Origin of the sequence: Clostridium ihumii AP5 (genome assembly GCF_000612845.1) — a bacterium.
Taxonomy (GTDB): Bacteria; Bacillota; Clostridia; order Clostridiales; family Clostridiaceae; genus Clostridium_J; species Clostridium_J ihumii.
This window is the reverse complement of record NZ_CCAT010000086.1, coordinates 30,034-56,288: the sequence shown is the minus strand read 5'-3', so window position 1 is coordinate 56,288 and position 26,255 is coordinate 30,034. Positions and strand designations below refer to the sequence as shown.

At 27.2% G+C, this 26,255-nt stretch carries 25 protein-coding genes; all 25 read left to right on the top strand.

What is annotated here, in order from left to right:
* Window positions 1–19 precede the first annotated feature (19 nt).
* Window positions 20–793 (top strand): RNA polymerase sporulation sigma factor SigG, encoded by a 774-nt coding sequence (gene sigG, locus BN346_RS19330; protein ID WP_040330743.1) that lies wholly within the window; start codon window positions 20–22, stop codon window positions 791–793.
* 115 nt (window positions 794–908) lie between these two features.
* Window positions 909–1,172: a YlmC/YmxH family sporulation protein gene (locus tag BN346_RS19325; protein ID WP_101541728.1), complete on the top strand. Its 264-nt coding sequence runs from the start codon at window positions 909–911 to the stop codon at window positions 1,170–1,172.
* A 94-nt stretch (window positions 1,173–1,266) separates the two neighbouring features.
* A complete protein-coding gene (nrdR, locus tag BN346_RS19320; RefSeq protein ID WP_040330768.1) occupies window positions 1,267–1,719 on the top strand; it encodes a transcriptional regulator NrdR in 453 nt (150 codons plus the stop codon).
* Window positions 1,720–2,120: 401 nt separating this feature from the next.
* Entirely contained in the window at window positions 2,121–2,834 is a 714-nt protein-coding gene (gene pgeF / locus BN346_RS19315; RefSeq protein ID WP_040330740.1) for a peptidoglycan editing factor PgeF, read from the top strand.
* A 9-nt stretch (window positions 2,835–2,843) separates the two neighbouring features.
* Entirely contained in the window at window positions 2,844–3,542 is a 699-nt protein-coding gene (locus BN346_RS19310) for a response regulator (RefSeq protein WP_040330739.1), read from the top strand.
* Complete coding sequence (locus BN346_RS19305; protein ID WP_081771081.1) at window positions 3,529–5,250, top strand: sensor histidine kinase; 1,722 nt, start codon at window positions 3,529–3,531, stop codon at window positions 5,248–5,250. The genes BN346_RS19310 and BN346_RS19305 overlap by 14 nt, the downstream gene beginning before the upstream one ends.
* A 234-nt stretch (window positions 5,251–5,484) precedes the next feature.
* Window positions 5,485–6,819 carry a radical SAM protein gene (locus BN346_RS19300; RefSeq protein WP_040330738.1) on the top strand — a complete coding sequence of 445 codons (1,335 nt, stop codon included), beginning with the start codon at window positions 5,485–5,487 and terminating at the stop codon, window positions 6,817–6,819.
* 2 nt (window positions 6,820–6,821) lie between these two features.
* On the top strand, window positions 6,822–8,141 hold the full coding sequence (der, locus tag BN346_RS19295; RefSeq protein WP_040330737.1) for a ribosome biogenesis GTPase Der: 1,320 nt from the start codon (window positions 6,822–6,824) through the stop codon (window positions 8,139–8,141).
* Between the two features lie 228 nt (window positions 8,142–8,369).
* Window positions 8,370–9,377, top strand: a complete 1,008-nt coding sequence (locus tag BN346_RS19290) for an NAD(P)H-dependent glycerol-3-phosphate dehydrogenase (RefSeq protein WP_040330736.1) — start codon at window positions 8,370–8,372, stop codon at window positions 9,375–9,377.
* 193 nt (window positions 9,378–9,570) lie between these two features.
* On the top strand, window positions 9,571–10,692 hold the full coding sequence (locus BN346_RS21275; protein ID WP_051540529.1) for a TlpA family protein disulfide reductase: 1,122 nt from the start codon (window positions 9,571–9,573) through the stop codon (window positions 10,690–10,692).
* A gap of 26 nt (window positions 10,693–10,718) precedes the next feature.
* Window positions 10,719–10,856 carry a CD1871A family CXXC motif-containing protein gene (locus BN346_RS21990; RefSeq protein WP_187372151.1) on the top strand — a complete coding sequence of 46 codons (138 nt, stop codon included), beginning with the start codon at window positions 10,719–10,721 and terminating at the stop codon, window positions 10,854–10,856.
* Window positions 10,849–11,724 (top strand): 4Fe-4S binding protein, encoded by an 876-nt coding sequence (locus BN346_RS19280; protein ID WP_040330735.1) that lies wholly within the window; start codon window positions 10,849–10,851, stop codon window positions 11,722–11,724. Before BN346_RS21990 ends, BN346_RS19280 begins: the two co-directional genes overlap by 8 nt.
* Window positions 11,725–11,986: 262 nt before the next feature.
* Window positions 11,987–13,462, top strand: a complete 1,476-nt coding sequence (spoIVA, locus tag BN346_RS19275) for a stage IV sporulation protein A (protein WP_040330734.1) — start codon at window positions 11,987–11,989, stop codon at window positions 13,460–13,462.
* A gap of 379 nt (window positions 13,463–13,841) precedes the next feature.
* Complete coding sequence (locus tag BN346_RS19270) at window positions 13,842–14,825, top strand: asparaginase (RefSeq protein ID WP_040330733.1); 984 nt, start codon at window positions 13,842–13,844, stop codon at window positions 14,823–14,825.
* A 309-nt stretch (window positions 14,826–15,134) separates the two neighbouring features.
* Window positions 15,135–16,481 (top strand): NCS2 family permease, encoded by a 1,347-nt coding sequence (locus BN346_RS19265; RefSeq protein ID WP_081771080.1) that lies wholly within the window; start codon window positions 15,135–15,137, stop codon window positions 16,479–16,481.
* Between the two features lie 229 nt (window positions 16,482–16,710).
* The gene (locus BN346_RS19260; RefSeq protein WP_101541727.1) at window positions 16,711–17,862 is read left to right on the top strand and encodes an aminotransferase class I/II-fold pyridoxal phosphate-dependent enzyme; all 1,152 of its coding nucleotides are present in this window, start codon (window positions 16,711–16,713) and stop codon (window positions 17,860–17,862) included.
* 425 nt (window positions 17,863–18,287) lie between these two features.
* Complete coding sequence (locus BN346_RS19255) at window positions 18,288–19,166, top strand: YicC/YloC family endoribonuclease (protein ID WP_040330729.1); 879 nt, start codon at window positions 18,288–18,290, stop codon at window positions 19,164–19,166.
* A 12-nt stretch (window positions 19,167–19,178) separates the two neighbouring features.
* Entirely contained in the window at window positions 19,179–19,454 is a 276-nt protein-coding gene (remA, locus tag BN346_RS19250; RefSeq protein WP_040330728.1) for an extracellular matrix/biofilm regulator RemA, read from the top strand.
* 1 nt (window position 19,455) lies between these two features.
* The gene (gene gmk, locus BN346_RS19245) at window positions 19,456–20,055 is read left to right on the top strand and encodes a guanylate kinase (RefSeq protein WP_040330765.1); all 600 of its coding nucleotides are present in this window, start codon (window positions 19,456–19,458) and stop codon (window positions 20,053–20,055) included.
* Window positions 20,056–20,057: 2 nt separating this feature from the next.
* The gene (gene rpoZ, locus BN346_RS19240) at window positions 20,058–20,282 is read left to right on the top strand and encodes a DNA-directed RNA polymerase subunit omega (protein WP_040330727.1); all 225 of its coding nucleotides are present in this window, start codon (window positions 20,058–20,060) and stop codon (window positions 20,280–20,282) included.
* A 1-nt stretch (window position 20,283) separates the two neighbouring features.
* Window positions 20,284–21,477 carry a bifunctional phosphopantothenoylcysteine decarboxylase/phosphopantothenate--cysteine ligase CoaBC gene (gene coaBC, locus BN346_RS19235; protein WP_040330726.1) on the top strand — a complete coding sequence of 398 codons (1,194 nt, stop codon included), beginning with the start codon at window positions 20,284–20,286 and terminating at the stop codon, window positions 21,475–21,477.
* A 183-nt stretch (window positions 21,478–21,660) separates the two neighbouring features.
* Entirely contained in the window at window positions 21,661–23,871 is a 2,211-nt protein-coding gene (gene priA, locus BN346_RS19230) for a primosomal protein N' (protein ID WP_040330725.1), read from the top strand.
* A 66-nt stretch (window positions 23,872–23,937) separates the two neighbouring features.
* Window positions 23,938–24,378, top strand: a complete 441-nt coding sequence (gene def / locus BN346_RS19225; RefSeq protein ID WP_040330724.1) for a peptide deformylase — start codon at window positions 23,938–23,940, stop codon at window positions 24,376–24,378.
* Between the two features lie 8 nt (window positions 24,379–24,386).
* Window positions 24,387–25,328 (top strand): methionyl-tRNA formyltransferase, encoded by a 942-nt coding sequence (gene fmt / locus BN346_RS19220; protein ID WP_040330723.1) that lies wholly within the window; start codon window positions 24,387–24,389, stop codon window positions 25,326–25,328.
* Between the two features lie 105 nt (window positions 25,329–25,433).
* A complete protein-coding gene (locus BN346_RS19215) occupies window positions 25,434–26,114 on the top strand; it encodes a zinc metallopeptidase (protein WP_040330722.1) in 681 nt (226 codons plus the stop codon).
* The last annotated feature ends 141 nt before the right edge of the window (window positions 26,115–26,255 follow it).

The window sequence follows — 26,255 nt, the reverse complement described above, 5'->3', positions numbered from 1 at the left end:
TGAAGGGAATGATGACCTTATGATGATAAACAAAGTAGAAATATGTGGAGTAAATACAGCCAAATTACCAGTCTTAAAGGCTAAAGAAATGAGAGAACTTTTAGAAAAAATGCAAAATGGAGATGAAGAATGTAGAGAAAAATTTATAAAAGGTAATTTAAGGTTGGTATTAAGTGTTATTCAAAGATTTAATAACAGGGGAGAAAATGTGGATGATTTATTCCAAGTTGGATGCATAGGACTTATAAAAGCTATAGATAATTTTGATTTAAGTCAGAATGTAAAATTTTCTACTTATGCAGTTCCTATGATTATTGGAGAAATAAGAAGATATTTAAGGGATAATAATTCAATTAGAGTTAGTAGATCACTTAGAGATATCGCATATAAAGCATTGCAAGTAAGAGATAGACTAATTAGTAAAGATAATAAGGAACCTACAGTATCACAAATAGCTAAAGAACTAAAAATCTCTAGAGAAGAAGTAGTTTTTGCATTGGATGCTATACAAGATCCTGTGTCTTTATTTGAACCTATTTATCATGATGGTGGAGATGCTATTTATGTTATGGATCAAATAAGTGATAACAAAAATTTAGATGATAGTTGGCTTGAAAACATATCTATAAAGGAAGCTATGACCAAATTAAGTGATAGAGAAAAGCTTATATTAAACTTAAGATTTTTTGATGGTAGAACACAGATGGAAGTAGCAGATGAAATAGGAATTTCTCAGGCACAGGTATCTAGACTAGAAAAAACAGCATTGAAACATATGAGAAAATATGTGTAAGGCCTTATTTTAAGGCCTCTTTTTTTATCTTATAATAAATTGTGAATATTTATTATAAGTATAAATATATATATAATAATAAATTTATATTTATAAAACAAAAGGGGGTAAAAAATTGGAAAGTTCAATGTATGCTATTAATGGATTAAAAATGATGGAAGTAATAGATTTAAACACTGGAGCTAAACTTGGATATATAAAAGATTTAAAAATAGATTGTGATGAATACAGAGTAAAATCTATAGTACTTCCAACACAAAAAGTTGGATGGTTTTCTAAAGAAAATAATATAGAGATTCCATGGGAAAAGATTAGAAAAATAGGTGTAGATGTGATATTAATAGATGGAGATGGCATAATTGATATAGATGAAGAGTAAAAAATTAGTTACTATAAAAATAGTTATAGAATTTTGTTTTAATATGTGTATAATAAAAATATAATAAATTGTTTTAAGAAAGTAGTGAATGAAGATGAAATGTCCGTTTTGTAGTGCAGAAGATAGTAAAGTAGTTGACTCAAGAGCTACAGAAGATAGTTTAGCTATTAGAAGAAGAAGAGAATGTCTTAATTGTGGAAAAAGATATACTACATATGAAAAAGTAGAATATATGGCTATATTAGTAATTAAAAGAGGTAAAGATAGAGAATTTTTTAATAGAGAAAAAATAATAAGAGGCATAGTAACTGCTTGTCAAAAAAGACCAGTACCAAGAGCTATAATTGAAAATATTGCTGATGAAATAGAAAAAACATTAAATAACAATATGATTCTAGAAATTAGTTCAGAAGAAATAGGAGAAATGGTACTTGAAAAACTTAAACAAGTGGATGAAGTTGCATATGTAAGATTTGCATCAGTGTATAGACAATTTAATGATATAGATACATTTTTGCAAGAAATACAAAATTTAAGAAAAAATTAGCAATAAAAGTAAATGTTTAATTAAACATTTACTTTTATAATATAGGAATGCAAGTTAAAAAAGTCAATTATTCTTATTTCAGTTGAGAAATATATATTTAAATTATTGCACAAAAATTAGAAATTAATGATAGATAATTAACAGTGAAAGATAAAACTGAAGTCTTAGTTTTTTTTGAATCAATTTTTATAATAGTTTGATTTGTACATTTACTGTCAATTGTCAATTTTAAAAATATAGATTAGAATTTAGCATTAAAATTATTAATTGGAAACATACATAACTTAAAGTTTAAATTTAAATTCCTATATAAGTAAAAAAGATTAAAATTATAAAATATATTATAATTTTATAATAAAAGTTTTGAATTTTATAAATAAACAGTTAGAAAGTGTGGAGTTATGGAAATTTTAAAAAATGATAAAAACAAATTTTTGAAATATAGAGTAGGTAATATAAACGTGGTATTTTCAACTGCGGAAGGAAATCTTAGTTTTAATAAAAGAACTGAAGAAGGGATATATAATTTAAATAAATTGAAGGATACTTTTAAAGTAAATAATGTTGTATACTTAAATCAAATTCATAGTGATATTATATACGAACTTAAAAACAATGATATAGTAAACTTAGAAGGAGATGCCATTATTACTGATGAAAAATCTGTTGCTATAGGAGTATTTAATGCAGACTGTGTGCCAGTAATAATAGTAGATGAAAAAAGTAAAGTGATTGCAGCTATACATAGTGGCTGGAAAGGAACTATAAAAAAAATAGTCTATAAGACAATAATGAAGATGATTAAAGATTATAATTGTAAAGAAGAAAACTTAAAAGTATTTATAGGGCCGCATAATAAAGTATGTTGTTATGAGGTAAGTGAAGAATTAATAGATAATTTTAAGGAAGAGTATGTTAATATTAATATAAATGAAGGTAGACATTTAAACTTAGAAAAATGTATAATATCACAAATAAATGAGTTTAATATCTTACCTGAAAATATTAATCTATTAGGGGTTTGTACTCATTGTTCAAAGGAATACAAATTATTCTCTTATAGAAAATCAGAAGAAAGAGAGGGAAGACTATTCTCATTTGTATATATAGAATAGAGTAATATTATGTCAGATAAAAGAATTTTAGTTGTAGATGATGAGGAACATATTGTAGAGTTAATTAAGTTTAATTTAGAAAAAGAAGGATGCACTGTCTTTACTGCAAATAGTGGGGATGTTGCACTAAAAATTGCAAAGGATAAAATGCCAGATCTTATACTATTAGATCTTATGCTTCCAGGAATAGATGGCTTAGAAGTTTGCAAACTTATAAGAAAAGATGAAAATATATCAGAGATTCCTATAATAATGATAACAGCGAAAAGTGAAGAGATAGATAAAATAGTTGGACTTGAAATAGGAGCAGATGATTATATAACGAAGCCATTTTCAGTTAGGGAAATGGTTGCTAGAGTTAAAGCTATTATGAGAAGAACATCAAATAAAAAAGAAGTTAATAATTTTAGTTTTGATAATATATATATAAATTTTGATAAACATGAAGTTAAAAGAGATGGTGAAAAAATAGAACTTACGCTAAAAGAATTTGAACTTTTAGAGATACTTATAAAAAATGAAGGAAAAGTTGTTACAAGAGAATTTCTTTTGGATAAAATATGGGGTTATGAATATATTGGTGAAACAAGGACAGTAGATGTTCACATAAGGCATTTAAGACAAAAAATAGAGAGTGATGATAAAAATCCTATATATATTCAAACTATAAGAGGGATAGGATATAAATTTAATAATGAAAAAAACTAAAAAAAATTCATTAATGAAAAGAAAGTTAACAATATATATATTGCTTGCTATAATTGCAGTATTTGTATTGGTAACTACGTTGTTTATAAACTCAATAAGTTATCAAAAAGAAGAAAATACAAAAAGAAATTTTAAAATTTATACTGAGATGATTAATGATGTATTGAAAGAAAAAAATTCAGAAGAAGAGTTTGGGAAAATAGTAAATACATTAAAAGATCAAAAAATAAGAGTTACAATTTTAGATTTAGAAGGTAATTTAATAGTTGACAGTTTTAAAGATGAATATGATAGTGAAGAGTATAATATTAAATCGGAAATACTAGAATCTACGGAAAATGGACAAGGCTTCAATGTAAGAAGAAGTGAATATTTAAATAAAAATATGATTTATTATGCTGAAAAATTTGATAGTTATATAATTAGAATTTCTGAAGTTGTTGAAATAATCAATAGTGATGATAAAGCATATATATATATATATGTATTATCTATAATAAGTACTGTGGGTTTTTCTATTTGGATAGCTAGTAAATTATCATATATAATATCTAAACCTATTAGTGATTTAGAAAAAACGACATCGTTAATTGCAGAAGGAGAACTTTGGAGGAGAGTTAAAATTTCTTCAAAGGATGAAATTGGTCAATTAGGTGAAAGTTTTAATGAAATGGCAGATAAATTAGAATTAACCTTAAATGAAGTGAAAGAAAAACAAAATAGATTATCAGCAATATTACAAAGTATGGACAGTGGTGTTATAGCTATTGATATAAACAATAATATAATAATGGTAAATCCATATGCTAAAAAGATATTTAATATTTGTGAAGATGTTATAGGCAAAAATATTAAATGTATAGGTACTGATTTTGATATTTTTTCTATATTTCAAGATGCTGATGAAAATTATAATGAGATTAAAATTGAAAAGCCTAAAGAAATTTATTTAAGGATAAGAACTGCGAATATAATAAATAGAAATCAACATATAGGTAAGGTGGCTGTAATTCAAGATGTTACCGATATAAAGAGGCTAGAAAATGTAAGAAGTGAATTTGTTGCAAATGTATCACATGAACTTAAAACCCCATTAACTTCTATTAAAGGTTTTACAGAAACTTTAAGATATGTAGATGATGATGAAACTAGAAATAAATTTTTAGGGATAATAGAAGAGGAAAGTGATAGGTTAACAAGATTAATATCAGATATACTTGCACTATCAGATATTGAAAGAGAAAAAGAATTCAAGTTAGTAGATGTAAATATAAATGATATAATAGTAAATATATTTGAACTTATGAAAAATTCAGCTAAAAATAAAAATATTAAATTAGATTTAGAATTGGATAATGTAGGCGCTGTAAAAGGTGATGTCGATAAGATAAAGCAAATGATAATAAATCTTGTAGACAATGCTATAAAATACTCAGAGGGTGAAAATATAATAGTTAGAAGTATAAATTCTAAGAATTATTGTATATTAGAAGTAGAAGATGATGGTGTAGGAATATCTAAAGAACATTTATCAAGGCTTTTTGAAAGATTCTATAGAGTAGATAAAACTAGGTCTAGAGCTAGTGGTGGTACTGGACTTGGACTTGCTATAGTAAAACATATAGCATTAAAATTACAAGGTGAAATTGGTGTAGAAAGTACATTAGGAAAAGGTACAAAGTTTATAATTAAATTACCTTATATATAAAATAAAAAATTCCTTGTAGAAGGAATTTTTTATTTTATATATGTTTGTTTTTCAATACGTATATTGACTAATAAGCTTAATTAATATATTATAACATAATGGTATAGATAGCTTTAAATATGGATATAAGTTATATATATCTGTAAAATTGTACATAATCATATATAGTATAGAGAAAAATAATATATATTATTTAAAACTAGCCTATATAATTTTTAGATAAGGAGGAAGAAAATGAAAAATATTGTAGCAAAAGTTCTTCCTAATAGCATAGCAGAAGAAGTAGAAATTGAAAGTGGAGATAAACTTTTAAGTATTAATGGAAATGAAGTTAAAGATATTATAGATTACAAATTCTTAATTACAGATGAATACTTAGAAATAGAAGTTGAAAAGCCTGATGGTGAAATATGGGAAATAGAAATAGAAAAGGATTATGATGAAGATTTAGGTATAGTTTTTAAAGAAGCAATTTTAGATAAACCTATGAGTTGTCATAATAAATGTATATTCTGTTTCATTGATCAATTGCCAGAGGGAATGAGAAAAACTTTGTATTTTAAAGATGATGATTCTAGATTATCTTTTTTACAAGGTAACTTCCTAACATTAACAAACATGAAAGAAGAAGACATAGATAGGATAATTAAATATAGAATTAGTCCTATAAATGTTTCAGTACATACTACGAATCCAGAATTAAGAAAGCAAATGCTTAATAATAGATTTGCAGGTAATATATATGATATATTAAAAAAGCTTGCAAATGCAGGTATTAAAATTAATACTCAAATTGTTTGTTGTAAAGGCATAAATGATGGTGAAGAACTTATAAGAACTATTGAGGATTTATATAAGTTATATCCTAATATAGAAAATCTAGCTGTTGTGCCATTAGGGGTTACAAAGTATAGAGAAAGTTTAGCAAAACTAAAATTATTTGATAAAGAAAGTTCAAAAGATCTTATAGTATATGTTTCAAAATTACAAGAAAGATATATAAAAGAAACTGGAAGTCCTTTTGTTAGATTATCAGATGAATTTTATGTAATGGCAGACATGGAAGTTCCAAGTGAAGAACATTATGGAAATTATGAACAATTAGAAGATGGAATAGGTATGATACGAATGCTTAAAAATACCATTGAAACTGATGTTGATAATTTAAATGAAACTGGAAAAGGAACATTTACTATAATTACTGGAGTTTCCGCAGAGAGATTTATAAAAGATGCTGCAAAAAAAATAATGAAAGTAAACTCTAATATAACTATTAATGTTATAGGGGTTGAAAATGACTTCTTTGGAAGAACAATAACGGTAGCGGGATTATTAACAGGAAGTGATATAATAAGAGCAGCTAAAGAAAATGTTCTTGGAGAATACATAATAATGCCTAATAACATGTTGAAAAGAGGATATGAATTAGGTGATGAAGGTAATGGATTATTGTTAGATGATTACACTGTTGCACAATTAGAAGAAATTTTAGAAAGAAAAATATTAATATGTGATTATTCAGGTGATGACCTTATAAACATAATTAATGAACAGTTAAGGGAGGATTAAATATGGGAAAACCAGTAGTTGCTATAGTTGGAAGACCTAATGTTGGTAAATCAACATTATTCAATAAATTAGCAGGAAAAAGAATAGCTATAGTTCAAGATACACCAGGAGTTACAAGAGATAGAATTTATGCAGAGGCTGAATGGCTTAATCATAATTTTACAATGATAGATACAGGTGGTATAGAACCAACTAATGAAGATATTATAATGGCTCAAATGAGAAGACAAGCGAATATAGCAGTTGAGACAGCGGATGTTATCGTATTTATTGTAGATGGAAAAGCTGGACTTCATCCATCAGATTACGAAGTTGCTCAAATGCTTAGAAAAAGCAACAAGCCTATAGTTTTAGTTGTAAATAAAGTTGATAGAATAGAATTAGAAGATAATGCGTATGAGTTTTATAACTTAGGAATGGGAACACCTGTTACTATATCAGCATCACAAGGATTAGGTCTTGGAGATATGCTAGATGAAGTTGTAAAACACTTTAATAGTGATGGCGAAAATGAAGAAGATGATGAATATGTAAGAATAGCTATGATAGGAAAACCTAATGTAGGTAAATCTTCATTAATAAATAAACTTTTAGGTGAAGATAGAAATATAGTTAGTAATATTCCAGGAACAACAAGAGATGCTATTGACAGTAAATTAGAAACAGAAGAAGGCAAGTTTATATTAATAGATACTGCTGGATTAAGAAGAAAAAGCAAAGTAAAAGAAGAAATCGAAAGATATAGTGTAGTTAGAACACTTGCAGCTATAGAAAGAGCAGATATATGTATATTAATGATAGATGCTACAGAAGGCTTAAGTGATCAAGATGAAAAAATAGTGGGATATGCTCACGAGTTAAACAAAGCTATAATGGTAATTGTTAATAAATGGGATTTGGTTGAGAAAGATGACAAAACTATGAAAGAATTCCAAGCTAATATAGCAAAAGGATTATCATTTATGAGTTATGCTACATATCTATTTATTTCTGCAAAAACTGGTCAAAGAGTAAATAGAGTTCTTAAAGTTGCAAAAGACTGTTATAGTAATTACAGTAAAAGAATTGCAACTGGTGTTTTAAATGATGTAATAAGTAGAGCAGTACTTATGAAAGAACCACCAATAGTTGCGCTAAGAAGGTTAAAAATATTCTATGTAACACAAGTTGGAACTAAACCACCAACATTTATATTCTTTGTTAATGATCCTAATTTACTTCACTTCTCTTATGAAAGATATTTAGAAAATCAATTAAGAGAAAGCTTTGATTTTAAGGGTACAGGTATAAAATTAATATTTAGACAAAGAAAAGAAGATTAGAATTTTAAAACTTCATTTAGTATGATATTATATAATAACATACTAAATGAAGTTTATTTATATTTAAAATAGGATAACTTATTAAGGTTATGTGTAAATTTGAAAAAATTTAGTTAAATACCAAGTTAATAATGTAAATAAATAAATCATAGATTTTTATTAGAGAAATTAAAATATTGAGTATAAAATTCTATTTAGAAATTTTAAATAAATTTGGAGGTGTAATTTATGAATTTAAATAAAGTATGTTTTTTAGGAGCTGGAAGTTTTGGAACTGCATTAAGTGTTATGTTAGCTAAAAAGGGTATAGAAGTAGCTATTTGGGCTCATAGCAATAATACAATTGAGGATATTAATTTAAGAAGGGAAAACATAAAATATTTACCTAATATAATTATACCGAATAATATTAATGCTTATAGTGATATGGAATGTGCTATTAAAGATAGTAAAATAGTAGTCTTGGCAGTTCCATCCCATGCTATAAGAGATGTTAGTAAAAAAGCTTCGAAATATATAAATAAGGATCAAATTTTGGTTACTGTAGCTAAGGGACTGGAAAATAAAACTTTTAAAAGAATGTCCGAAATAATAAAAGAGGAAATACCAATTTCAGAAGTTGTAGTTTTAAGTGGACCATCTCATGCGGAAGAAGTTGCACTAGATATACCTACTACAGTAGTTGTTGCGTCAGAAGATATGAATGCAGCAAAAATAGTTCAGGATGTTTTTATGTCTAATAAATTTAGAGTATACACTAATAGTGATATTATTGGTGTTGAAATAGGTGGAGCATGTAAGAATATAATTGCACTAGCAGCTGGTATTTCAGATGGTATAGGATATGGAGATAATACAAAAGCAGCACTTATGACAAGAGGTATGAGTGAAATAATAGATATAGGTGTAAAACTAGGTGGAAAGAGAGAAACTTTTAATGGTCTTACAGGAATGGGAGACTTAATAGTTACTTGTACTAGTATGCATAGTAGAAATAGAAGAGCAGGAATTCTTATAGGTGAAGGACTTAGTGCTGAAGAAGCTACAGAAAAAGTAGGTATGGTTGTAGAAGGAATCAAAGCTTGTCGTGCTTTTTATGAACTTAAAAATAAAGACAATGTTTCAATGCCAATAACAGATACTTTATATAAAGTTTTATTTGAAAATAAAGATCCTAAATATGGTGTATATGAATTAATGTCCAGAGATAAAAAGGATGAACAAAATATAGAGTAGAAAAAATGATAAAAATAGAGCTTAACTTTATTAAAGTTTAAGTTCTATTTTGTTGTTTAAAATTATAAAAATTATCTACAAGTTTATATGTAAGGTTAAATTAAGGTTAATGTTATTTTTATGTAAGTTAATGAATATATAATAAATTTTGTAAGATAAAAAAATATTTACTAAGATTTAAGGAGAGATTTAAATGAAAAAGAGATTTTTAGCATTAATGATAGTAGCAATAATACCATTTTCAATGGTTGGATGTGGAAATAGCAATAAAACAGTAAAAAATGATAAAAAAATAGAACAAAGTAATAAAGAAGAAAAGAACGAAAATATAATGGAATTTGACAATATGGGAATAGCATTTACTAAACCTGAAGGATTTAATGAAATGAAAGAAAATCAGGGAATTGTAGACATAATGGCAACTGGAGAAGGAAATGATGGAGTTTATGGAACGGTAGTTGGTACATATGCAAGTAGTAGAGGAATTAAAGAAATGCAAGACTTTTCAAAGGAAAATGAAAGTAAATTAGCTGACGATAAAAAATTGACTAAAGAAGAGGAACAAAAGTCAATTGAAGAGTATTCAAAAAAGATGGGAGAAGTATTTAAACCTTTATTTGAAATAGTTGCAGTAGAAAAGGATAAAGTGAAAAAGGAAACTTTAGATGAATTAAAAGTTAAGTATAATAATAGTGAAAAAGTAGGAGAACAAAAAAATATAGAATATTATTTAATGTTTGGAGCAAAAGATGAAAGTCTTAAGGGATTAAATAATGAAGAAAAGAAAGAATATGAAGAATATTTATCTAAAGTTAGTGAAATAAAAAGTAGTATAAAAACTATTGATATAGTTACTGTAAAAGATGAAATGGATAAAATAAAATCTTCCAATATTGTAGAATTTAATTCAAAAGATGTTAAAGGTAATGAAGTTTCTTCAGATATGTTTAAAGATTATAAATTAACTATGATTGATATATGGGGAACTGAGTGTGGACCATGTGTCAGCGAAATGCCAGAACTTGAAGAGTTATACAAAGAACTTAAAAACGAAAAAATAAACCTTATAGGAGTTGTAAATAATGCTAAAGATGAAGAAACTACTAAGGTTGCAAAAGAAATATTAGAAAAAAAAGGAGTATCATATACGAATATAGTTCCAGATGAAAAGTTGGAAAAAGGTATATTAAAAGATGTTGTAGGAACACCAACAATATTATTTGTAAATGACAAAGGTGAAATAGTTGGAGATCCTATTATCGGTGGAAGAGGCAAAGATGAGTATAAGAAAATAATTTCAGAAGTTGTAAAATAGTAATTTGATTTAGGGAGTAAGTGGGTATGAAAAAGATGATTTTGAAATATTCTATTTTAGCTATGAGTATTTCATTTATAATTATTGGGGTATATAGAGATGAGGCGAATATGGTATTACAAAAAGCTATAAATATATGTTTGGAGTGTATAGGAATTGGATAAAAGAAGAATAACACAAATAATTACAACTATACTTACAAACAGTAATATAAATGGATTTTTAAATGGAACAATATTTAAAGGAAAATCCAAGAAAGCTTGTGTTCCGGGACTTAATTGTTATTCTTGCCCAGGAGCATTAGGCTCATGCCCTATAGGTTCATTACAAGCGGTTATAGGAAGTATGAAATATAATCTTTCTCTTTATGTTATAGGAATAATGATGTTCTTTGGTGTTTTGTTTGGAAGATTTATCTGTGGATTTTTATGTCCATTTGGACTTATACAAGATTTATTAAATAAAATTCCATTTAAGAAGATTAAAGTAAATAAAAAAATTAATAATATAATGAAATACTTTAAATACGTAATATTAATGGTGTTTGTAATTATATTACCTATGTTTTGGGTTAATGATGTTGGTATGGGAAGTCCTTATTTTTGTAAATTAATATGCCCATCAGGTACATTAACAGCGGGTATACCACTAGCAATATTAAATAAGCCCTTAAGAGCAACTTTGGGATTTTTGTTTCAATGGAAAGTATTTATTTTAATTATAACTATATTATTATCAATAATAATATATAGACCATTTTGCAGATATATATGTCCATTAGGGGCAATATATTCAGTATTTAATCCTATAAGTTTTTATAAAATGGATATAGATAAAAGTAAATGCAATGGATGTAAAGCTTGTGAAAGAAAATGCAAGATGAATATAGAAGTATATAAAAATCCTAACAGTTTGGAATGTATAAGATGTGGAGAATGCGCTAAAGTATGTAAACAAAATGCTATAGTTACAGGGTTTACTACAAAAAATCAACTTATAAAAAATAGTAAAAATAAATCTGAAAATATATAAATATAAAAAGAACTATAAAATTAGAGTTAACAACTTAATTTTATAGTTCTTTTTATATTTAAAGCATAATAACTTGTATTATAGGGTAGAAGAAAACTTAATTATCAGGTATTAAAACAAAAAATATCATTCATGACTTTTAATTGAAGAGAAAACAAATAAGTACACAAAAGATTAAGATAATATTATTAAAAAATAGTCTATAAAAGAAATGTTAGGAATATATATATAATGTAAATATTTAGTTATGGGAGGGTGGAACTTGGAAAACTTTGATATATATAATGATATAGCAGAAAGAACACAAGGAGATATATATGTAGGTGTAGTTGGACCAGTTAGAACTGGAAAATCAACTTTCATAAAAAGGTTTATGGAAATGATGGTTATACCTAACATAGAAAATGATCATAAGAAGGAGAGAGCTAAAGATGAACTTCCACAAAGTGGATCAGGAAAATCTATTCATACAACAGAACCTAAGTTTGTACCTAATGAAGCTGTAGAAGTAAAACTTGAAAATGGTGCTACATTTAAGGTTAGAATGGTGGATTGCGTTGGATATATAGTAAAAAATGCAATAGGATATAATGAACAAGATGTACCTAAAATGGTAAATACACCATGGTTTAATCATGAAATACCTTTTGAGGAAGCAGCAGAAATAGGAACTAAAAAAGTTATTACTGATCATTCAACTATAGGTATTATGGTAACAACAGATGGATCAGTTACTGGACTTAATAGAGAAGATTATATAGAAGCAGAAGAAAGAGTTGTTGCAGAATTAAAATCTATAAATAAACCATTTATAATATTATGCAACTGTAAAAATGTTGATGCCCCAGAAAGTAAAGAGTTAAAAAAAGAATTGCAGGAAAAATATGACATTCCAGTTCAGTTAGTGAATATAATGGAAATGAGTGAAAAAGAGGTATCAGACATATTTAATGATGTACTTAAAGAGTTCCCTGTTAAGGAAATTAACATAGACATGCCAGAATGGATAGAAGACCTTGACAGCAAACATTGGTTAAAGGTTAATATCATGACTATACTTAGAAGTATGAGCAAAGACATAGTTAAAGTTAGAGATATTAAAAAAGCTTTACAATGTTTCGAAGGAATAGAATTTTTATCAGATATAAAAGTAAAAGAAATGAAGATGGGTAATGGAACTTCAAGATTAGATATAGTTCCAAAACAAGAATTGTTTTACAGAATAATAGGTGAAACATGCAACTTGGATATTAAAAATGAAAGTGAATTATTAAAAACTATTGAAAGTTTCCATAAAGCAAAAATAGAATATGATAAGATAAAAGATGCATTAATAGAAGTTAATAATACAGGCTATGGATTAGTTGCACCTCAATTGTCAGAAATGAGATTAGAAGTTCCAGAACTTGTGAATAGCGGAAGTAGAAAAGGCATTAAATTAAAAGCTTCAGCACCATCACTTCATATTATAAGAGCTGATATAGAAACAGAAGTTCCTATAATGGGTACAGAAAAGCAAAGTGAAGAGTTTTATAAATCAATATTAGATCAATTTGAAAATGATCCTTCTCAAATTTGGCAAAGCAATATGTTTGGAAAACCATTAGAAGAAATTGTTAAAGAAGGTTTACAAAGTAAATTATATAAAATGCCAGAAGATGTACAACATAAACTTCAAAAAACATTGCAAAAAATAATAAATGAAGGTAGTGGAGGATTAATTTGCATAATACTATAACGAAATAAAGAAAATATATAAAGAATATAATTCGTGAAAATGATAATATCTCAGAATAAAATAATTATATTATTTTATTCTGAGATATTTTTGTATGAAAAATATGCAATAATGAAAAAATAAGATATATAGTAATTTCAAAAAAAGATAAAAATACTGCAAATAAAAATATCTATGAATATTAAAATTCATTTTTTGGAAAATAATTAATATTTATAAATAAAAACATTACTTTGAAATATTTTAAATATGTTGTAAAATAATTATTAATAGAGTATTAAAAGTTGCAAAATATAGTATTTATAATTATATTTTATCTAGAAGGGCATAAATTAGTTCTATTTAGATAATTTACCTAAATTCGGGAGGTACATAATAAATGAAAAAAGTAGTAGTTATTTTTAATGGTGGAACAATTGCAATGAAAGTAGATGAAAGAATTCATGCAGCTGTACCAAGCTTAAGTGGGGAAGAAGTTATGTCAATGGTAACTGGGATTGAATCTCATGCAGTAGTTGAATCTCATAATTTCTCATCATTACCAAGTCCACATGTTACACCAGAACTTATGCTAGAATTATCTAACTATGTTAAAACATTTTTAGATAGAGATGATGTTGATGGTGTAGTTGTAACACACGGAACAGATACTTTAGAAGAAACAGCATATTTCTTGCATTTAACAATAAATAGTGATAAGCCAGTTGTTGTTACAGGATCAATGAGAAATGGCTCAGAACTTGGATATGATGGACCAGCTAATTTATCAGCAGCAATTTGCACAGCTATTTCTGATGAGTCAAGAGGTAGAGGTGTACTTGTATGTTTAAATGATGAAATAAACGCAGCTAGTGAGGTTACTAAATCTCATTCAATGAAATTAAATACATTTGAAAGTCCAGAATTCGGATTAGTTGGTATAGTTGATGATAATAAAGCTCATTTCTATAGAGAAAGTTTAGATCATGATTATATTGATATTGATAAAATTGAAACAAATGTAGATTTAATAAAGGCTTGTGCAGGAATGGATGGAAAACTTGTAGATTTTTGTGTTGAAAATGGTGCAAAAGGCTTAGTAATTGAAGCTATGGGAAGAGGAAACATACCACCAAAAATGGCGGCATCAGTGAAGAATGCAATATGTAAAGGTATTCCTGTAGTGCTAGTTTCAAGATGTTATAGAGGAAGAGTCTTAGATAGCTATGGATATGAAGGCGGTGGAAAAGACTTAAGAACAGCTGGTGTAATTTTTGGAGATGATATGCCAGGACAAAAAGCTAGAATAAAATTAATCATAGCATTAGGAAAAACTAATAGTATTGATGAAATAAGAGAAATTTTTGAAAATGGACGTTACTAATACGAATAAAAAAATAAATTTATAAAAAAATATACGTAAATTTCATTGACATAGATTAAAAGAATTGATATCATTAAATCAAGGAAAAGGTGAACGAAAAAATAAAAATAATAAACAAAGTTTGCTTTTAAACGAATAATATGACTTGGTGATATAGAAAATATTAAGAAAAATAGAAGTCACTAGGTTATACTAGTGACTTTTTATTTTTAATTAAATAGAAGTCATTAAATTAAAAATTAGATTTTAAAAGTGGATTGTGTTTTATTAGACAATTAAATTATAAAATTTATGTTTTCGGAGGGTAAGATGGAGAGTTATTTTAATCTAAAAGAAAATGGAACAGATGTAAGACGGGAATTTATAGGGGGAATTACAACATTTTTAACTATGGCATACATAATAGCTGTTAATGCTAACATATTAGGAGCTGATGGAGTAGGAATGGCTCCAGGTGCAATAGTAACAGCAACTTGTTTGACAGCTGGATTAACAACAATATTAATGGGGATGTATGCAAATTTACCATTTGCTTTAGCACCAGGTATGGGGTTAAATGCGTTCTTTGCTTTTTCAGTAGTAATTGGTATGGGAATATCTTGGCAGACTGCATTAACAGCGGTGTTTGTAGAAGGAATCATATTTATTATATTATCTTTAACTAATGTAAGAGAACAAGTAGTTAATGCAATACCAACTAATTTAAAATATGCAGTTACTTCAGGAATAGGATTATTTATTGCATTTATAGGGTTTAAAAATGCAGGAATAGTAGTTGCAAATAAAGACACATTTGTATCAATGGGACATTTAGTTACTCCAACAGTGATAATTACAGCAGTAGGAGTATTTACAATAGTACTATTATCTAAAAAGAATGTTAAGGGTTCAATACTTTGGGGAATATTAGTGAGTTCAATTGTAGCATGGGCATTTGCAATTATATCACCAGAGGCTGCTTTGGAATATGGAATAAGAGTGCCAGAAAAAATTTTTAAGTATGAATCTTTAAAACCTATAGCATTTAAGTTAGATTTCTCTTTCTTAAATAGCAAAGAACATTTGTTTCAGTTTATGACAATAGTTTTCACTTTTTTATTTGTAGACTTTTTCGATACGGTTGGAACATTGATAGGTGTGGCTTCTAAGGTTGGAATGGTAGATGAAGAGGGCAGAGTTAAAAATGCAGGAAAGGCTTTAATAGTAGATGCTGTTGGAACAACTATGGGAGCAGTATTAGGTACATCAACAGTAACAACTTTTGTTGAGAGTTCTGCTGGTGTAGCAGAGGGAGCTAGAACAGGACTTGCATCAGTAGTTACAGGAATATTATTTTTAATAGCATTATTCTTCTCACCATTATTTGTAGCTATACCATCTGCAGCAACAGCTCCAGCTTTAATAGTGGTAGGATTTTATATGATTGATAGTATAAAAAATATAGATTTTTCAGATTATGTAGAAGGTGTTCCAGCATTCTTAACAATAGCATTAATGCCATTAACTTATAGTATTGGAGATGGGTTAACTGTAGGAATATTATCTTATGCAATATTAAGTTTATTATCAAATATTTTTTCAGAGAAGAAGAGAAAAGTTTCGTATGTTATGTATATACTTGCAGTGATTTTTCTAATAAAGATTATTCTTGCTTAATAACTATGAAGATATAAAACAAATTTATTAATTGAAAATAAGTTGTGATAAAGTTATTTGAAATTTGCTTTTTCACAACTTTTTTATTTGTATATATATAAATATTCTTATACTAAAATAGAAATTAATAGAGTATTTTAAAGTAAAACTTCTATTTCTGTAACAATTTAACTATTATTGGAATAACATAGTTTATATCATTAAAATAGATTGTAAGGTGATTATGATTATGAAACTAAATAATAGAATTATTGATATTGGAGAATATCATTTTAAAAATTTAGATCTTTTAAAGAAAACTAAAACTTTAAATGGAGAAGAAGTTTTTGATTTAAGTATTGGTGATCCTAAAATGCCAGTTCATGAAAACATAAAAAAAGCACTTGTAGAAAGTTTAAATTTAGAAGGTTTTAATAATTATCCACCATATGAAGGTATTGAAGAGTTAAAGTATAAGATAATAGAATATTATCACAATGTATTCAATGTAAATTTAACTAAGGAAGAGGTAGTAGTTTTAATAGGATCAAAGGAGGGGATTAGCAATATAGTACCTTCTGTGTGTGATGTAGGTGATTATGTTATAGTTCCTGATCCTGGTTACCCAGTGTATAAGATAGCTACTAAATTGTGGGGGTGCATTCCATATAGTGTACCTTTAAAAGAAAATAAGGGATACTTAATTGAAACTTCAGAGATACCACAAAAAATAACTGAAAAAGCTAAATTAATGTTTGTGAATTATCCTAATAATCCAACAGGAGCAGTTGCAAATAAAGAAGGGTTTGAAGAACTTATAGAATTTAGTTATAAAAATAACTTGGTTTTATGTAATGATTCAGCATATAATGAAATAGTAGATAAAGATGAAAAAATTATAAGTTTATTACAATTTGATAAAGAAAAACGTTGTATTGAATTTGGAAGTTTATCTAAGATATATAATATGACAGGATTTAGAATAGGATATGCAGTTGGAAATAGTGAAGTTATAGAAAGATTATCTAATATAAAAAGTAATTTAGATTCAGGACAATTTATACCAATTCAAAAAGCGGCAGTAGAGGCTTTATCAATAAATAGAGAGTATAATAAAGAAATAGTTTCAGAATATAGCAAAAGAAAAGAAGTTGCAAAAAAAATTTTAAAAGAAAAAAATATAAAATTTTTTGATGGAAAGGGAACATTTTATATTTGGTGTAGAACTCCTAAAGGATATACTTCAAATGAATTTTGTTTAGAACTGTTAAATAGATATGGAATAATTGTTACACCAGGTGAGGTTTTTGGGATTGTTGGATATGATTATTTTAGGATATCCTTAACTGAAAATTCTGAGGTTATAGAAAAATGTCTTTCAAGACTTGACAAATACCAGTAAAAATTATAAAAATTATAGTATATGTTTTTAAATTGTATAAAATATAACTAGATAATTGTGATATGGATAATATTTTAGTATTTTAGGTTAAATACAGAAATATAAAATATTTTATCCATATCTTTTAAATTTTTAAACTAATATTGAATAAAGTAACTAAAATTTGTAGAGGATATTATAAGATTTAAGGATGTTTTTTTATAAGAGAGTTTAGAATATGATATAATTAGTTAATATTATATTTATGGGAATAGTAAAAATAAAACATGATTTACTGTAAAAAAATTAATTTTACTTTAGATTTCTACAAATTAATCGGAAATGCTAAATAATTCATGTATTTTTAGCTTGAAATTGACAATGTAAATTTTGTATAATAGAGTGAATAGAGAATTTACAAAGAACTCGGAAGGATGCGTTGGTTTATGATTAAAAGCATGACGGGCTTTGGGCGTGGGAGTGCAACTTGTGAGCACTCAAATTTTATTGTAGAAATAAAAAGTGTTAATCACAGATATTTTGAATTAAATGTTAGAATGCCAAGAGCTTTAATTTCATTAGAAGATAATATAAGAAAAGTTTTGAGTGAAAAAATTAAAAGAGGAAAAGTAGATGTTTTTATAACTCAAAAATCTGTAGAAAAGGAAAATGTAGAAGCTGTTTTAAATGAAAATCTTGTTAAAAGCTATTTAAATTGTTTGAAAGAAATTCAGGGATTAACTGGAGTTAGAGATGATATTTCAGTAATGAGTTTAGCAAGACTTCCAGAGGCAATAACATTAAAGCAAAATGAAGAAGACTTAGAAGAGGTATGGAAAGAACTTAAGGCTTCTTTAGATATTGCGGTAGAAGCTCTTGTCTCAATGAGAGAAGAGGAAGGAAAAAAATTAAGCGAAGATATAAATTCTAGATGTAACTTAATAAATGAGTATGTTGACAATATACAAGATAGAGTTCCAAAAATGATAGATGAGTATAGGGAAAAATTAAGAAAAAGATTAAATGACCTATTACAAGATACTAATATAGATGAAAATAGATTTTCAATGGAAGTTGCATTACTTGCAGATAAAACTGCAATTGATGAAGAGTTAGTAAGACTTAATAGTCACATATGTCAAGTAAAGGAAACTTTACTTATAAATGAACCTATTGGTAGAAAACTTGACTTTATAATACAAGAAATGAATAGAGAAGCAAATACAATAGCTTCAAAGGTTGTTGATTTAAATATTACTAATGTAATTTTAGAAATAAAAAGTGAAATAGAAAAAATCAGAGAACAAGTTCAAAACATAGAATAACAGGAGGTACTAATGGGTATAAAATTAATTAATATAGGATTTGGCAATATAGTTTCAGCAAATAGATTAGTTGCAATCGTAAGTCCAGAATCAGCGCCAATAAAAAGAATAATTCAAGAGGCAAGAGATAGAGGTATGCTTATTGATGCTACATATGGAAGAAGAACAAGAGCTGTAATAATAACAGATAGTGATCATGTTATATTATCAGCAGTTCAACCAGAAACAGTTGCACACAGATTATCATCAAAAGACGAAGATCATCATATAGATGAAGAAGATGAATAAAATGAATAGTAAAGGTCAATTATTAGTTATATCGGGGCCTTCAGGAGCTGGAAAGGGTACTGTGTGCAAAGCTTTATTAGAAAAAAATGAAATATGGATTTCAGTTTCAGCTACAACAAGAAAGCCACGTAATGGTGAGGTTGATGGAGTAAATTATTTTTTTACTTCTAGAGAAGAATTTTTAGAGAGAATAGAAAATAATGATTTTCTTGAATATGCTGAAGTATATGGTAATTTTTATGGTACTCCAAAATCAAAAGTTTTTGAGATGCTAGAAGAAGGAAAAGATGTAATACTAGAAATAGACATACAGGGTGCATTAAAAATAAAATCTGCATATCCAGATGGCATATTTATATTCATATTACCACCATCTATGGAAGAGTTAGAGTCACGTATAACAAATAGAGGAAGTGAAACACCAGAATCTTTAAAAACTAGACTAAGTGCTGCTTATGATGAAATATCTTTTGCATCAAAATACGATTATGCAGTAGTAAATGATGAAGTTCATAGGGCAGTAAAGAAAATTGAAAGCATTATTGTTGCTGAAAAATGTAGAGTATATAAAATAAAAGATGAAATTTTAGGGAGGTTTTAATTATGAAAAGAAATAGTTCAATGATTAACCCATCAGTTGTTAATTTATTAAATAAAGTTGAAAATAGATATTCACTAGTAGTTGCAGCATCTAAAAGAGCTAGACAGCTAATAGATGGATCAGAACCATTAATTCAAACAGATTCTGTAAAGCCTGTTACAATAGCTGTTAAGGAAATAGATGCCGATGCTCTTTATGTTAAAGAAGATAATGAGGATGTAAAGTAAGATGAGTGAATCAAAAACAGTTGTTATAGGAGTATGTGGAGGAATTGCAGTTTATAAAGCTTTAGATGTTATAAGTAGACTAAAAAAGCAAAATGTGAATGTCCATGTTATAATGACTAAATCAGCAACAGAGTTTGTTACACCACTTAGTTTTCAATCTTTAAGTCAAAATATGGTGGTTACAGATATGTTTGCAGAACCAAAGGCTTGGGAAATACAACATATTTCTTTAGCAAAGAAAGCAGATGTTATGGCAATAATTCCAGCTACAGCAAATATAATAGGAAAAGTTGCTAATGGAATAGCAGATGATATGTTATCTACAACTATAATGGCAACACATGCAAAGGTTATATTTGCACCAGCTATGAATACTAATATGTATAATAATCCTATAGTTCAGTCTAATATATCTAAGCTTAAGGAGTTTGGATATGATTTTATATGCCCAGCTAGTGGAAGATTAGCTTGCGGTGATGTAGGTGATGGAAAACTACAAGAAACAGATATTATAGCTGAACAAATTTTAAGTGCTTTAAATAGTAATAAAGATTTGCAAGGGAAAAAAGTATTGGTAACAGCAGGACCAACTATATCAAAAATAGATCCAGTTAGATATATAACAAATGGTTCTAGTGGAAAAACAGGTTATGCAATAGCAAAAGAAGCAAGAGATAGAGGTGCAAAAGTAACACTTATTTCTGGACCAACAAATCTAAAAAAACCTGTAGGTATAGAGGTTATAAATATAGAAACAAATGAAGAAATGCATGAAAGTGTTATGAAGCATTTTGATGATAGTGATATAGTAGTTAAGTCAGCAGCAGTTGCAGACTATAAAATTAAATGTTATTCTAATGAAAAAATAAAGAAAAATGATGGAGCTTTAAATTTAGAATTTATAAGAGATAATGATATTCTAAAAGAATTAGGAAGTTTAAAGAAAAATCAAATTTTAGTTGGATTTGCAGCAGAAAGTCATAACTTAATTGAAAATGCAAAAGGAAAGTTAGATAAGAAAAATTTAGACTATATAGTTGCAAATAATATAACTGAAAGTGGTGCTGGATTTAGATGTGATACTAATAAAGTCAGTATCATAAAAAGGGATAAGACAGTAATTCCATTAGAAGTTATGACTAAAAAGAAAGTGGCAGAAAAATTATTTGATATAATTAATGAAGATATAAAATAAAAAGCGACATGAGTCGCTTTTTATTTTATAATCAATCTTAACAAGAAAGGAGGTACTACTACTAAGCAAAATTTTTGTGATGAGAAAAAGTTTATATGTAAAATAGTATGAACTTAAGGTTATTTACATTTAGCTGAAAAGTTAGAGTTTAAAATTTGCTTTTATGAGTGGTAGGATGTTATAATGAAAAAATTTGCTGGAGTTGTTGTAAATAATGATGCAGTAAAACTTGATAGAATATTTACTTATAAAATTCCAAGTGAATTACAAGATAAGATATTATTAGGACAGAGAGTAAAAGTGCCTTTTGGTATGGGAAATAAGTATATAGATGGTTTCGTTATGGATTTTTATGATGATAATTATGTTGAAAGTGAAAATATAAAAAGAATAAAAGTTATAAAATGCATCTGTGATGAATTCTCATTAATGAAATCTAGTGATATAAAACTTATAGAGCTTATGAGAAAAAAGTATTTATGCACTTATTTAGAAGCTATAAAAGTTATAATTCCTAACGGAATAACAAAAGGTATGAAATTTAAAGTTAAGTCTGTAGTAGCAATCAAAAGTGAATTAACAGAAAAATATTTAAAAGAAAATTACATAAACATATATAATTTTATAAAAAAAAATAATGCTGAATTTACTAAAAGTGAGTTGGTAAATAATAATAAATTTTCATTATCATCTATAAATACATTGATAAAACATGACGTACTTAAAATAGAAGATAGTGTTGTAAATAGATATAATGACAAAGAATATAAGTTGTATGAAAGTAAAGTTTTAAATGAAGAGCAAAAGCATGCGGTAAATACAATTATGAATTCTGAAAAGAAACAGTTTTTAATACATGGAGTTACAGGTAGTGGGAAAACTGAGATATACATGAATTTAGTTTCTAAAATGATTCAATTAGGAAAAGATTCTATTATATTAATTCCAGAAATTGCGCTTACACCACAAATGGTAGAAAGATTTAAAGGTAGATTTGGAAAGAATGTAGCTATATTTCACAGTAAACTTAATGATGGCGAACGGTTTGATGAGTGGATGAGAGTAAAATTTAATAAAGTTAAGGTTGCAATAGGAGCTAGATCTGCTTTGTTTCTACCATTTAATAACTTAGGATTGATTGTTATAGATGAAGAACATGAGACTAGTTATAAGTCGGAGAGTGACCCTAAATATGTTTCAAGAGAAATAGCCGAAATGAAGTGTGAGCTTGAAGGATGTAAATTGATTTTAGGCTCTGCTACACCATCAATTGAAAGTTATTATAAGGCATTAACTGGTGAATATGAAATTTTATCTATAAAAAACAGAGCAGTAAATTCAAATCTTCCCAGTACTATGATTATAGATATGAGAGAAGAGTTAATTAGTGGAAATAGAACTATATTCAGTTCAGAATTATATAAAGATATAGATGAGGAATTGAAGAAGAAAAATCAAATTATTTTATTTTTAAATAGAAGAGGATATTCAACTTTTGTATCTTGTAGGTCTTGTGGATATGTTTTTAAATGTGATAAGTGTGATATTTCTTTGACGTATCATAATGCATATTCATCACTAAATTGCCATTATTGTGGAAGTAAGGTAGCACAACCTAAGGTTTGTCCTAAATGTAATAGTAAGTATGTAAAACATTTTGGTATAGGAACTGAGCAATTAGAGGCTCAAGTGAGGAAAGCCTTTCCACAGGCTAGAACATTGAGAATGGATTTTGATACTACTAGAGAAAAGAATTCCTATGAAAGAATATATAAGACTTTTAAAAATAAAGAGGCAGATATTTTAATAGGTACACAAATGATAGCAAAAGGTTTAGATTTTCCAGATGTTACATTAGTAGGAATAGTAGCAGCGGATTTATCCCTTAATATACCAGACTATAAATCAACAGAAAAAACATTTCAACTTATAACGCAAGTTTCAGGAAGAGCTGGTAGGGGAGTAAAATCAGGAAAGGTTATAATTCAAACATATAACCCGGATAATTACAGTGTGAAATATGCAGCAAATAATGATTATGAAAATTTTATAAAAGAAGAATTACAAATAAGAAAAATAATGGATTATCCGCCTTTTGCTAAAATTATGTGTATAAATTTTAGTAGTGAGAAAGAGGATATATTAATTAAAAAAATTCAAGAGTTAGGATATAGGTTAAAAGAATTTTTAAAAGAAGTAGATGTCTTATTATTGGGACCATGTCCATGTGGCATTTCAAAAATAAAAAACTTTTATAGGTGGCAAATTATTATAAAAGGTAATTTTAATGAAGAAATTCCATTAAAAATAAAGAATTTTATTTATGAAAATATAAATGATAATTATAATGATATAAGGATAGGGATGGATGTAAATCCTAATAATATGCTGTAAAATATATTATGTTATAATAGCTATTTAGAGTATAAAATTATTTAGTAAGAAAGGAAGATTTAATTTATGGCTATAAGAAATATTAGAACTCAAGAAGATGAGATATTAAGAAAAAAAAGCAAAAAAGTAAGTGAGATTGATGAGAGAGTATTAACTCTAATTGAAGATATGAAAGAAACAATGTATAAAGCAAATGGAGTTGGTCTTGCAGCAGTGCAGGTTGGTATACTTAAAAGACTTGTAGTAGTTGATATAGGTGAAGGCCCTATAGTTTTAATAAATCCTGAAATAATTGAAAGAAAAGGAGAAGTTTTAGGATATGAAGGATGTTTAAGTGTTCCAAATGAACAAGCAAAAGTAAGAAGACCTAAATATGTTAAAGTAAAAGCTATGAATGAAAATGGAGAACAAGTTATTTTAGAAGGTGAAGATTTTTTAGCAAGAGCTTTTTGCCATGAAATAGATCATTTGGATGGAATACTTTATATAGATAAAATAGAGATGTAGGTGATAATATGGAAAAATTAAAAATAGTATTTATGGGTACTCCAGATTTTGCAGTACCATCTTTAAAATTATTAATAGAAGAATGTGATGTTAAGGCAGTTTTAACTCAGCCGGATAGACCTAAAGGTAGAGGAAAAATGGTTGCTATGTCTCCAGTAAAAGAATTGGCAGTGGAATATAACATCCCAGTATACCAACCTATAAGACTTAGAAAAGAACAAGAAATAATTGATAAGATAAAAGAAATAGAGCCAGATTTCATAGTTGTTGTTGCCTTTGGGCAAATACTTTCAAAAGAAGTATTAGATATTCCTAAATATGGTTGTATAAACTTGCATGGGTCACTACTTCCAAGATTTAGAGGAGCTGCTCCAGTAAATTATGCAGTAATGGCAGGAGATAAAGTATCTGGAAATACAACAATGCTAATGGATGAAGGTTTAGATACTGGTGATATGCTTCTTAAAAATGAAGTTGAGATAGATGATGAAATGACTGCAGGAGAACTATATGATAAGTTAATGCAAACAGGAGCACCATTGCTATTAGATACATTAAATAAGTTAGTTAATAATGAAATAGTGAAAGAAAAGCAAGATGATACATTAACATGTTATGCTCACCTGTTAAACAGAGATATGGCTAATATAGATTGGAATAAAAGTGCTTATGAAATACATAATTTTATAAGAGGATTGAATCCATTCCCAATAGCATATAGTTATTATAATGATAAAATGATGAAGGTTTTAAAAAGTAAAGTATTAGAAGAAAAAACTAATAAAGAACCTGGAACTATATTAAAAGTAAATAAAGATGGAATAAGAGTAGCAACAAATGATGGTGTACTACTTATAATAAAAGTTCAATTTCCGAATAAAAAAGCACTAGAGGTATCTGAATATATTAAGGGAAATACTATAGAAGAAAATATAATTTTACATTGTTAAAATATATTTATTAAAAGATGGATAAAATGTAATATAAATAACATCAAATTGTAATGAAAAACATTTATAATTATTAAAAATAATTAATACAAAGGAGAATGTTAAATGTTTTATGTTGATTCTACAATGTTAATACTTATACCAGCTATGTTAATAGCTCTATGGGCACAAGCCAATATAACATCGACTTTTAATAGATATTCTAAAATGTATAGTAGAAGTGGATACACTGGTAAAGATGTGGCAAGAATGATATTAGATGCATATGGATTATATGATATTCCAATAGAGATGACAGGTGGAAAATTGACAGATCACTATGATCCTCAAAGAAGAGTTGTAAGGTTATCTAGGGATGTATACACAGGGACATCAATAGCATCTATTGGAGTTGCTGCTCATGAGATAGGCCATGTAATTCAGCATAAAGAAGGGTATTTGCCTATAAAAATTAGAAATTCGTTAGTACCTGTTGCAACTATAGGGTCAAATGCATCCTGGTTTTTGTTTATCTTAGGAATATTTTTAAGCATAACACCATTAGTTAATATAGGAATAGTATTATTTTCTGCAACAGTATTATTTCAAATAGTAACACTTCCAGTAGAATTCAATGCATCAAATAGAGCGGTAGCTGTATTAGAAAGTAAAGGGATTTTAGTAGGTGATGAAATTAAAGGTGCTAGAAAAGTTTTAAATGCAGCTGCACTTACTTATGTTGCAGCTGTTATAACAGCAATATCCCAACTTCTTAGATTATTAGCAATTAGAGATAGAAATGATTAGATAATTTAAAGAAGAATTAGGAGTTATGAACTAAGAATAACATTATTATTTAATTGTAATAAATTATGCTATATTATATAATTCATAACTCTTAATAATTAATGATTGATTCAAATAATAAAATTGTAAGTTGTAGTATAA

What these genes read in the sequence shown, in the direction of transcription:
- BN346_RS19260 (WP_101541727.1), top strand. Translation starts at nt 16,711, where the DNA reads ATGAAACTAAATAATAGAATTATTGATATTGGAGAATATCATTTTAAA.
- BN346_RS19270 (WP_040330733.1), top strand. Translation starts at nt 13,842, where the DNA reads ATGAAAAAAGTAGTAGTTATTTTTAATGGTGGAACAATTGCAATGAAA.
- fmt (WP_040330723.1), top strand. Translation starts at nt 24,387, where the DNA reads ATGGAAAAATTAAAAATAGTATTTATGGGTACTCCAGATTTTGCAGTA.
- gmk (WP_040330765.1), top strand. Translation starts at nt 19,456, where the DNA reads ATGAATAGTAAAGGTCAATTATTAGTTATATCGGGGCCTTCAGGAGCT.
- nrdR (WP_040330768.1), top strand. Translation starts at nt 1,267, where the DNA reads ATGAAATGTCCGTTTTGTAGTGCAGAAGATAGTAAAGTAGTTGACTCA.
- remA (WP_040330728.1), top strand. Translation starts at nt 19,179, where the DNA reads ATGGGTATAAAATTAATTAATATAGGATTTGGCAATATAGTTTCAGCA.
- BN346_RS19300 (WP_040330738.1), top strand. Translation starts at nt 5,485, where the DNA reads ATGAAAAATATTGTAGCAAAAGTTCTTCCTAATAGCATAGCAGAAGAA.
- der (WP_040330737.1), top strand. Translation starts at nt 6,822, where the DNA reads ATGGGAAAACCAGTAGTTGCTATAGTTGGAAGACCTAATGTTGGTAAA.
- BN346_RS19265 (WP_081771080.1), top strand. Translation starts at nt 15,135, where the DNA reads ATGGAGAGTTATTTTAATCTAAAAGAAAATGGAACAGATGTAAGACGG.
- sigG (WP_040330743.1), top strand. Translation starts at nt 20, where the DNA reads ATGATGATAAACAAAGTAGAAATATGTGGAGTAAATACAGCCAAATTA.
- BN346_RS19255 (WP_040330729.1), top strand. Translation starts at nt 18,288, where the DNA reads ATGATTAAAAGCATGACGGGCTTTGGGCGTGGGAGTGCAACTTGTGAG.
- BN346_RS19215 (WP_040330722.1), top strand. Translation starts at nt 25,434, where the DNA reads ATGTTTTATGTTGATTCTACAATGTTAATACTTATACCAGCTATGTTA.
- BN346_RS19290 (WP_040330736.1), top strand. Translation starts at nt 8,370, where the DNA reads ATGAATTTAAATAAAGTATGTTTTTTAGGAGCTGGAAGTTTTGGAACT.
- rpoZ (WP_040330727.1), top strand. Translation starts at nt 20,058, where the DNA reads ATGAAAAGAAATAGTTCAATGATTAACCCATCAGTTGTTAATTTATTA.
- def (WP_040330724.1), top strand. Translation starts at nt 23,938, where the DNA reads ATGGCTATAAGAAATATTAGAACTCAAGAAGATGAGATATTAAGAAAA.
- coaBC (WP_040330726.1), top strand. Translation starts at nt 20,284, where the DNA reads ATGAGTGAATCAAAAACAGTTGTTATAGGAGTATGTGGAGGAATTGCA.
- BN346_RS19310 (WP_040330739.1), top strand. Translation starts at nt 2,844, where the DNA reads ATGTCAGATAAAAGAATTTTAGTTGTAGATGATGAGGAACATATTGTA.
- priA (WP_040330725.1), top strand. Translation starts at nt 21,661, where the DNA reads ATGAAAAAATTTGCTGGAGTTGTTGTAAATAATGATGCAGTAAAACTT.
- BN346_RS21990 (WP_187372151.1), top strand. Translation starts at nt 10,719, where the DNA reads ATGAAAAAGATGATTTTGAAATATTCTATTTTAGCTATGAGTATTTCA.
- pgeF (WP_040330740.1), top strand. Translation starts at nt 2,121, where the DNA reads ATGGAAATTTTAAAAAATGATAAAAACAAATTTTTGAAATATAGAGTA.
- BN346_RS19305 (WP_081771081.1), top strand. Translation starts at nt 3,529, where the DNA reads ATGAAAAAAACTAAAAAAAATTCATTAATGAAAAGAAAGTTAACAATA.
- BN346_RS21275 (WP_051540529.1), top strand. Translation starts at nt 9,571, where the DNA reads ATGAAAAAGAGATTTTTAGCATTAATGATAGTAGCAATAATACCATTT.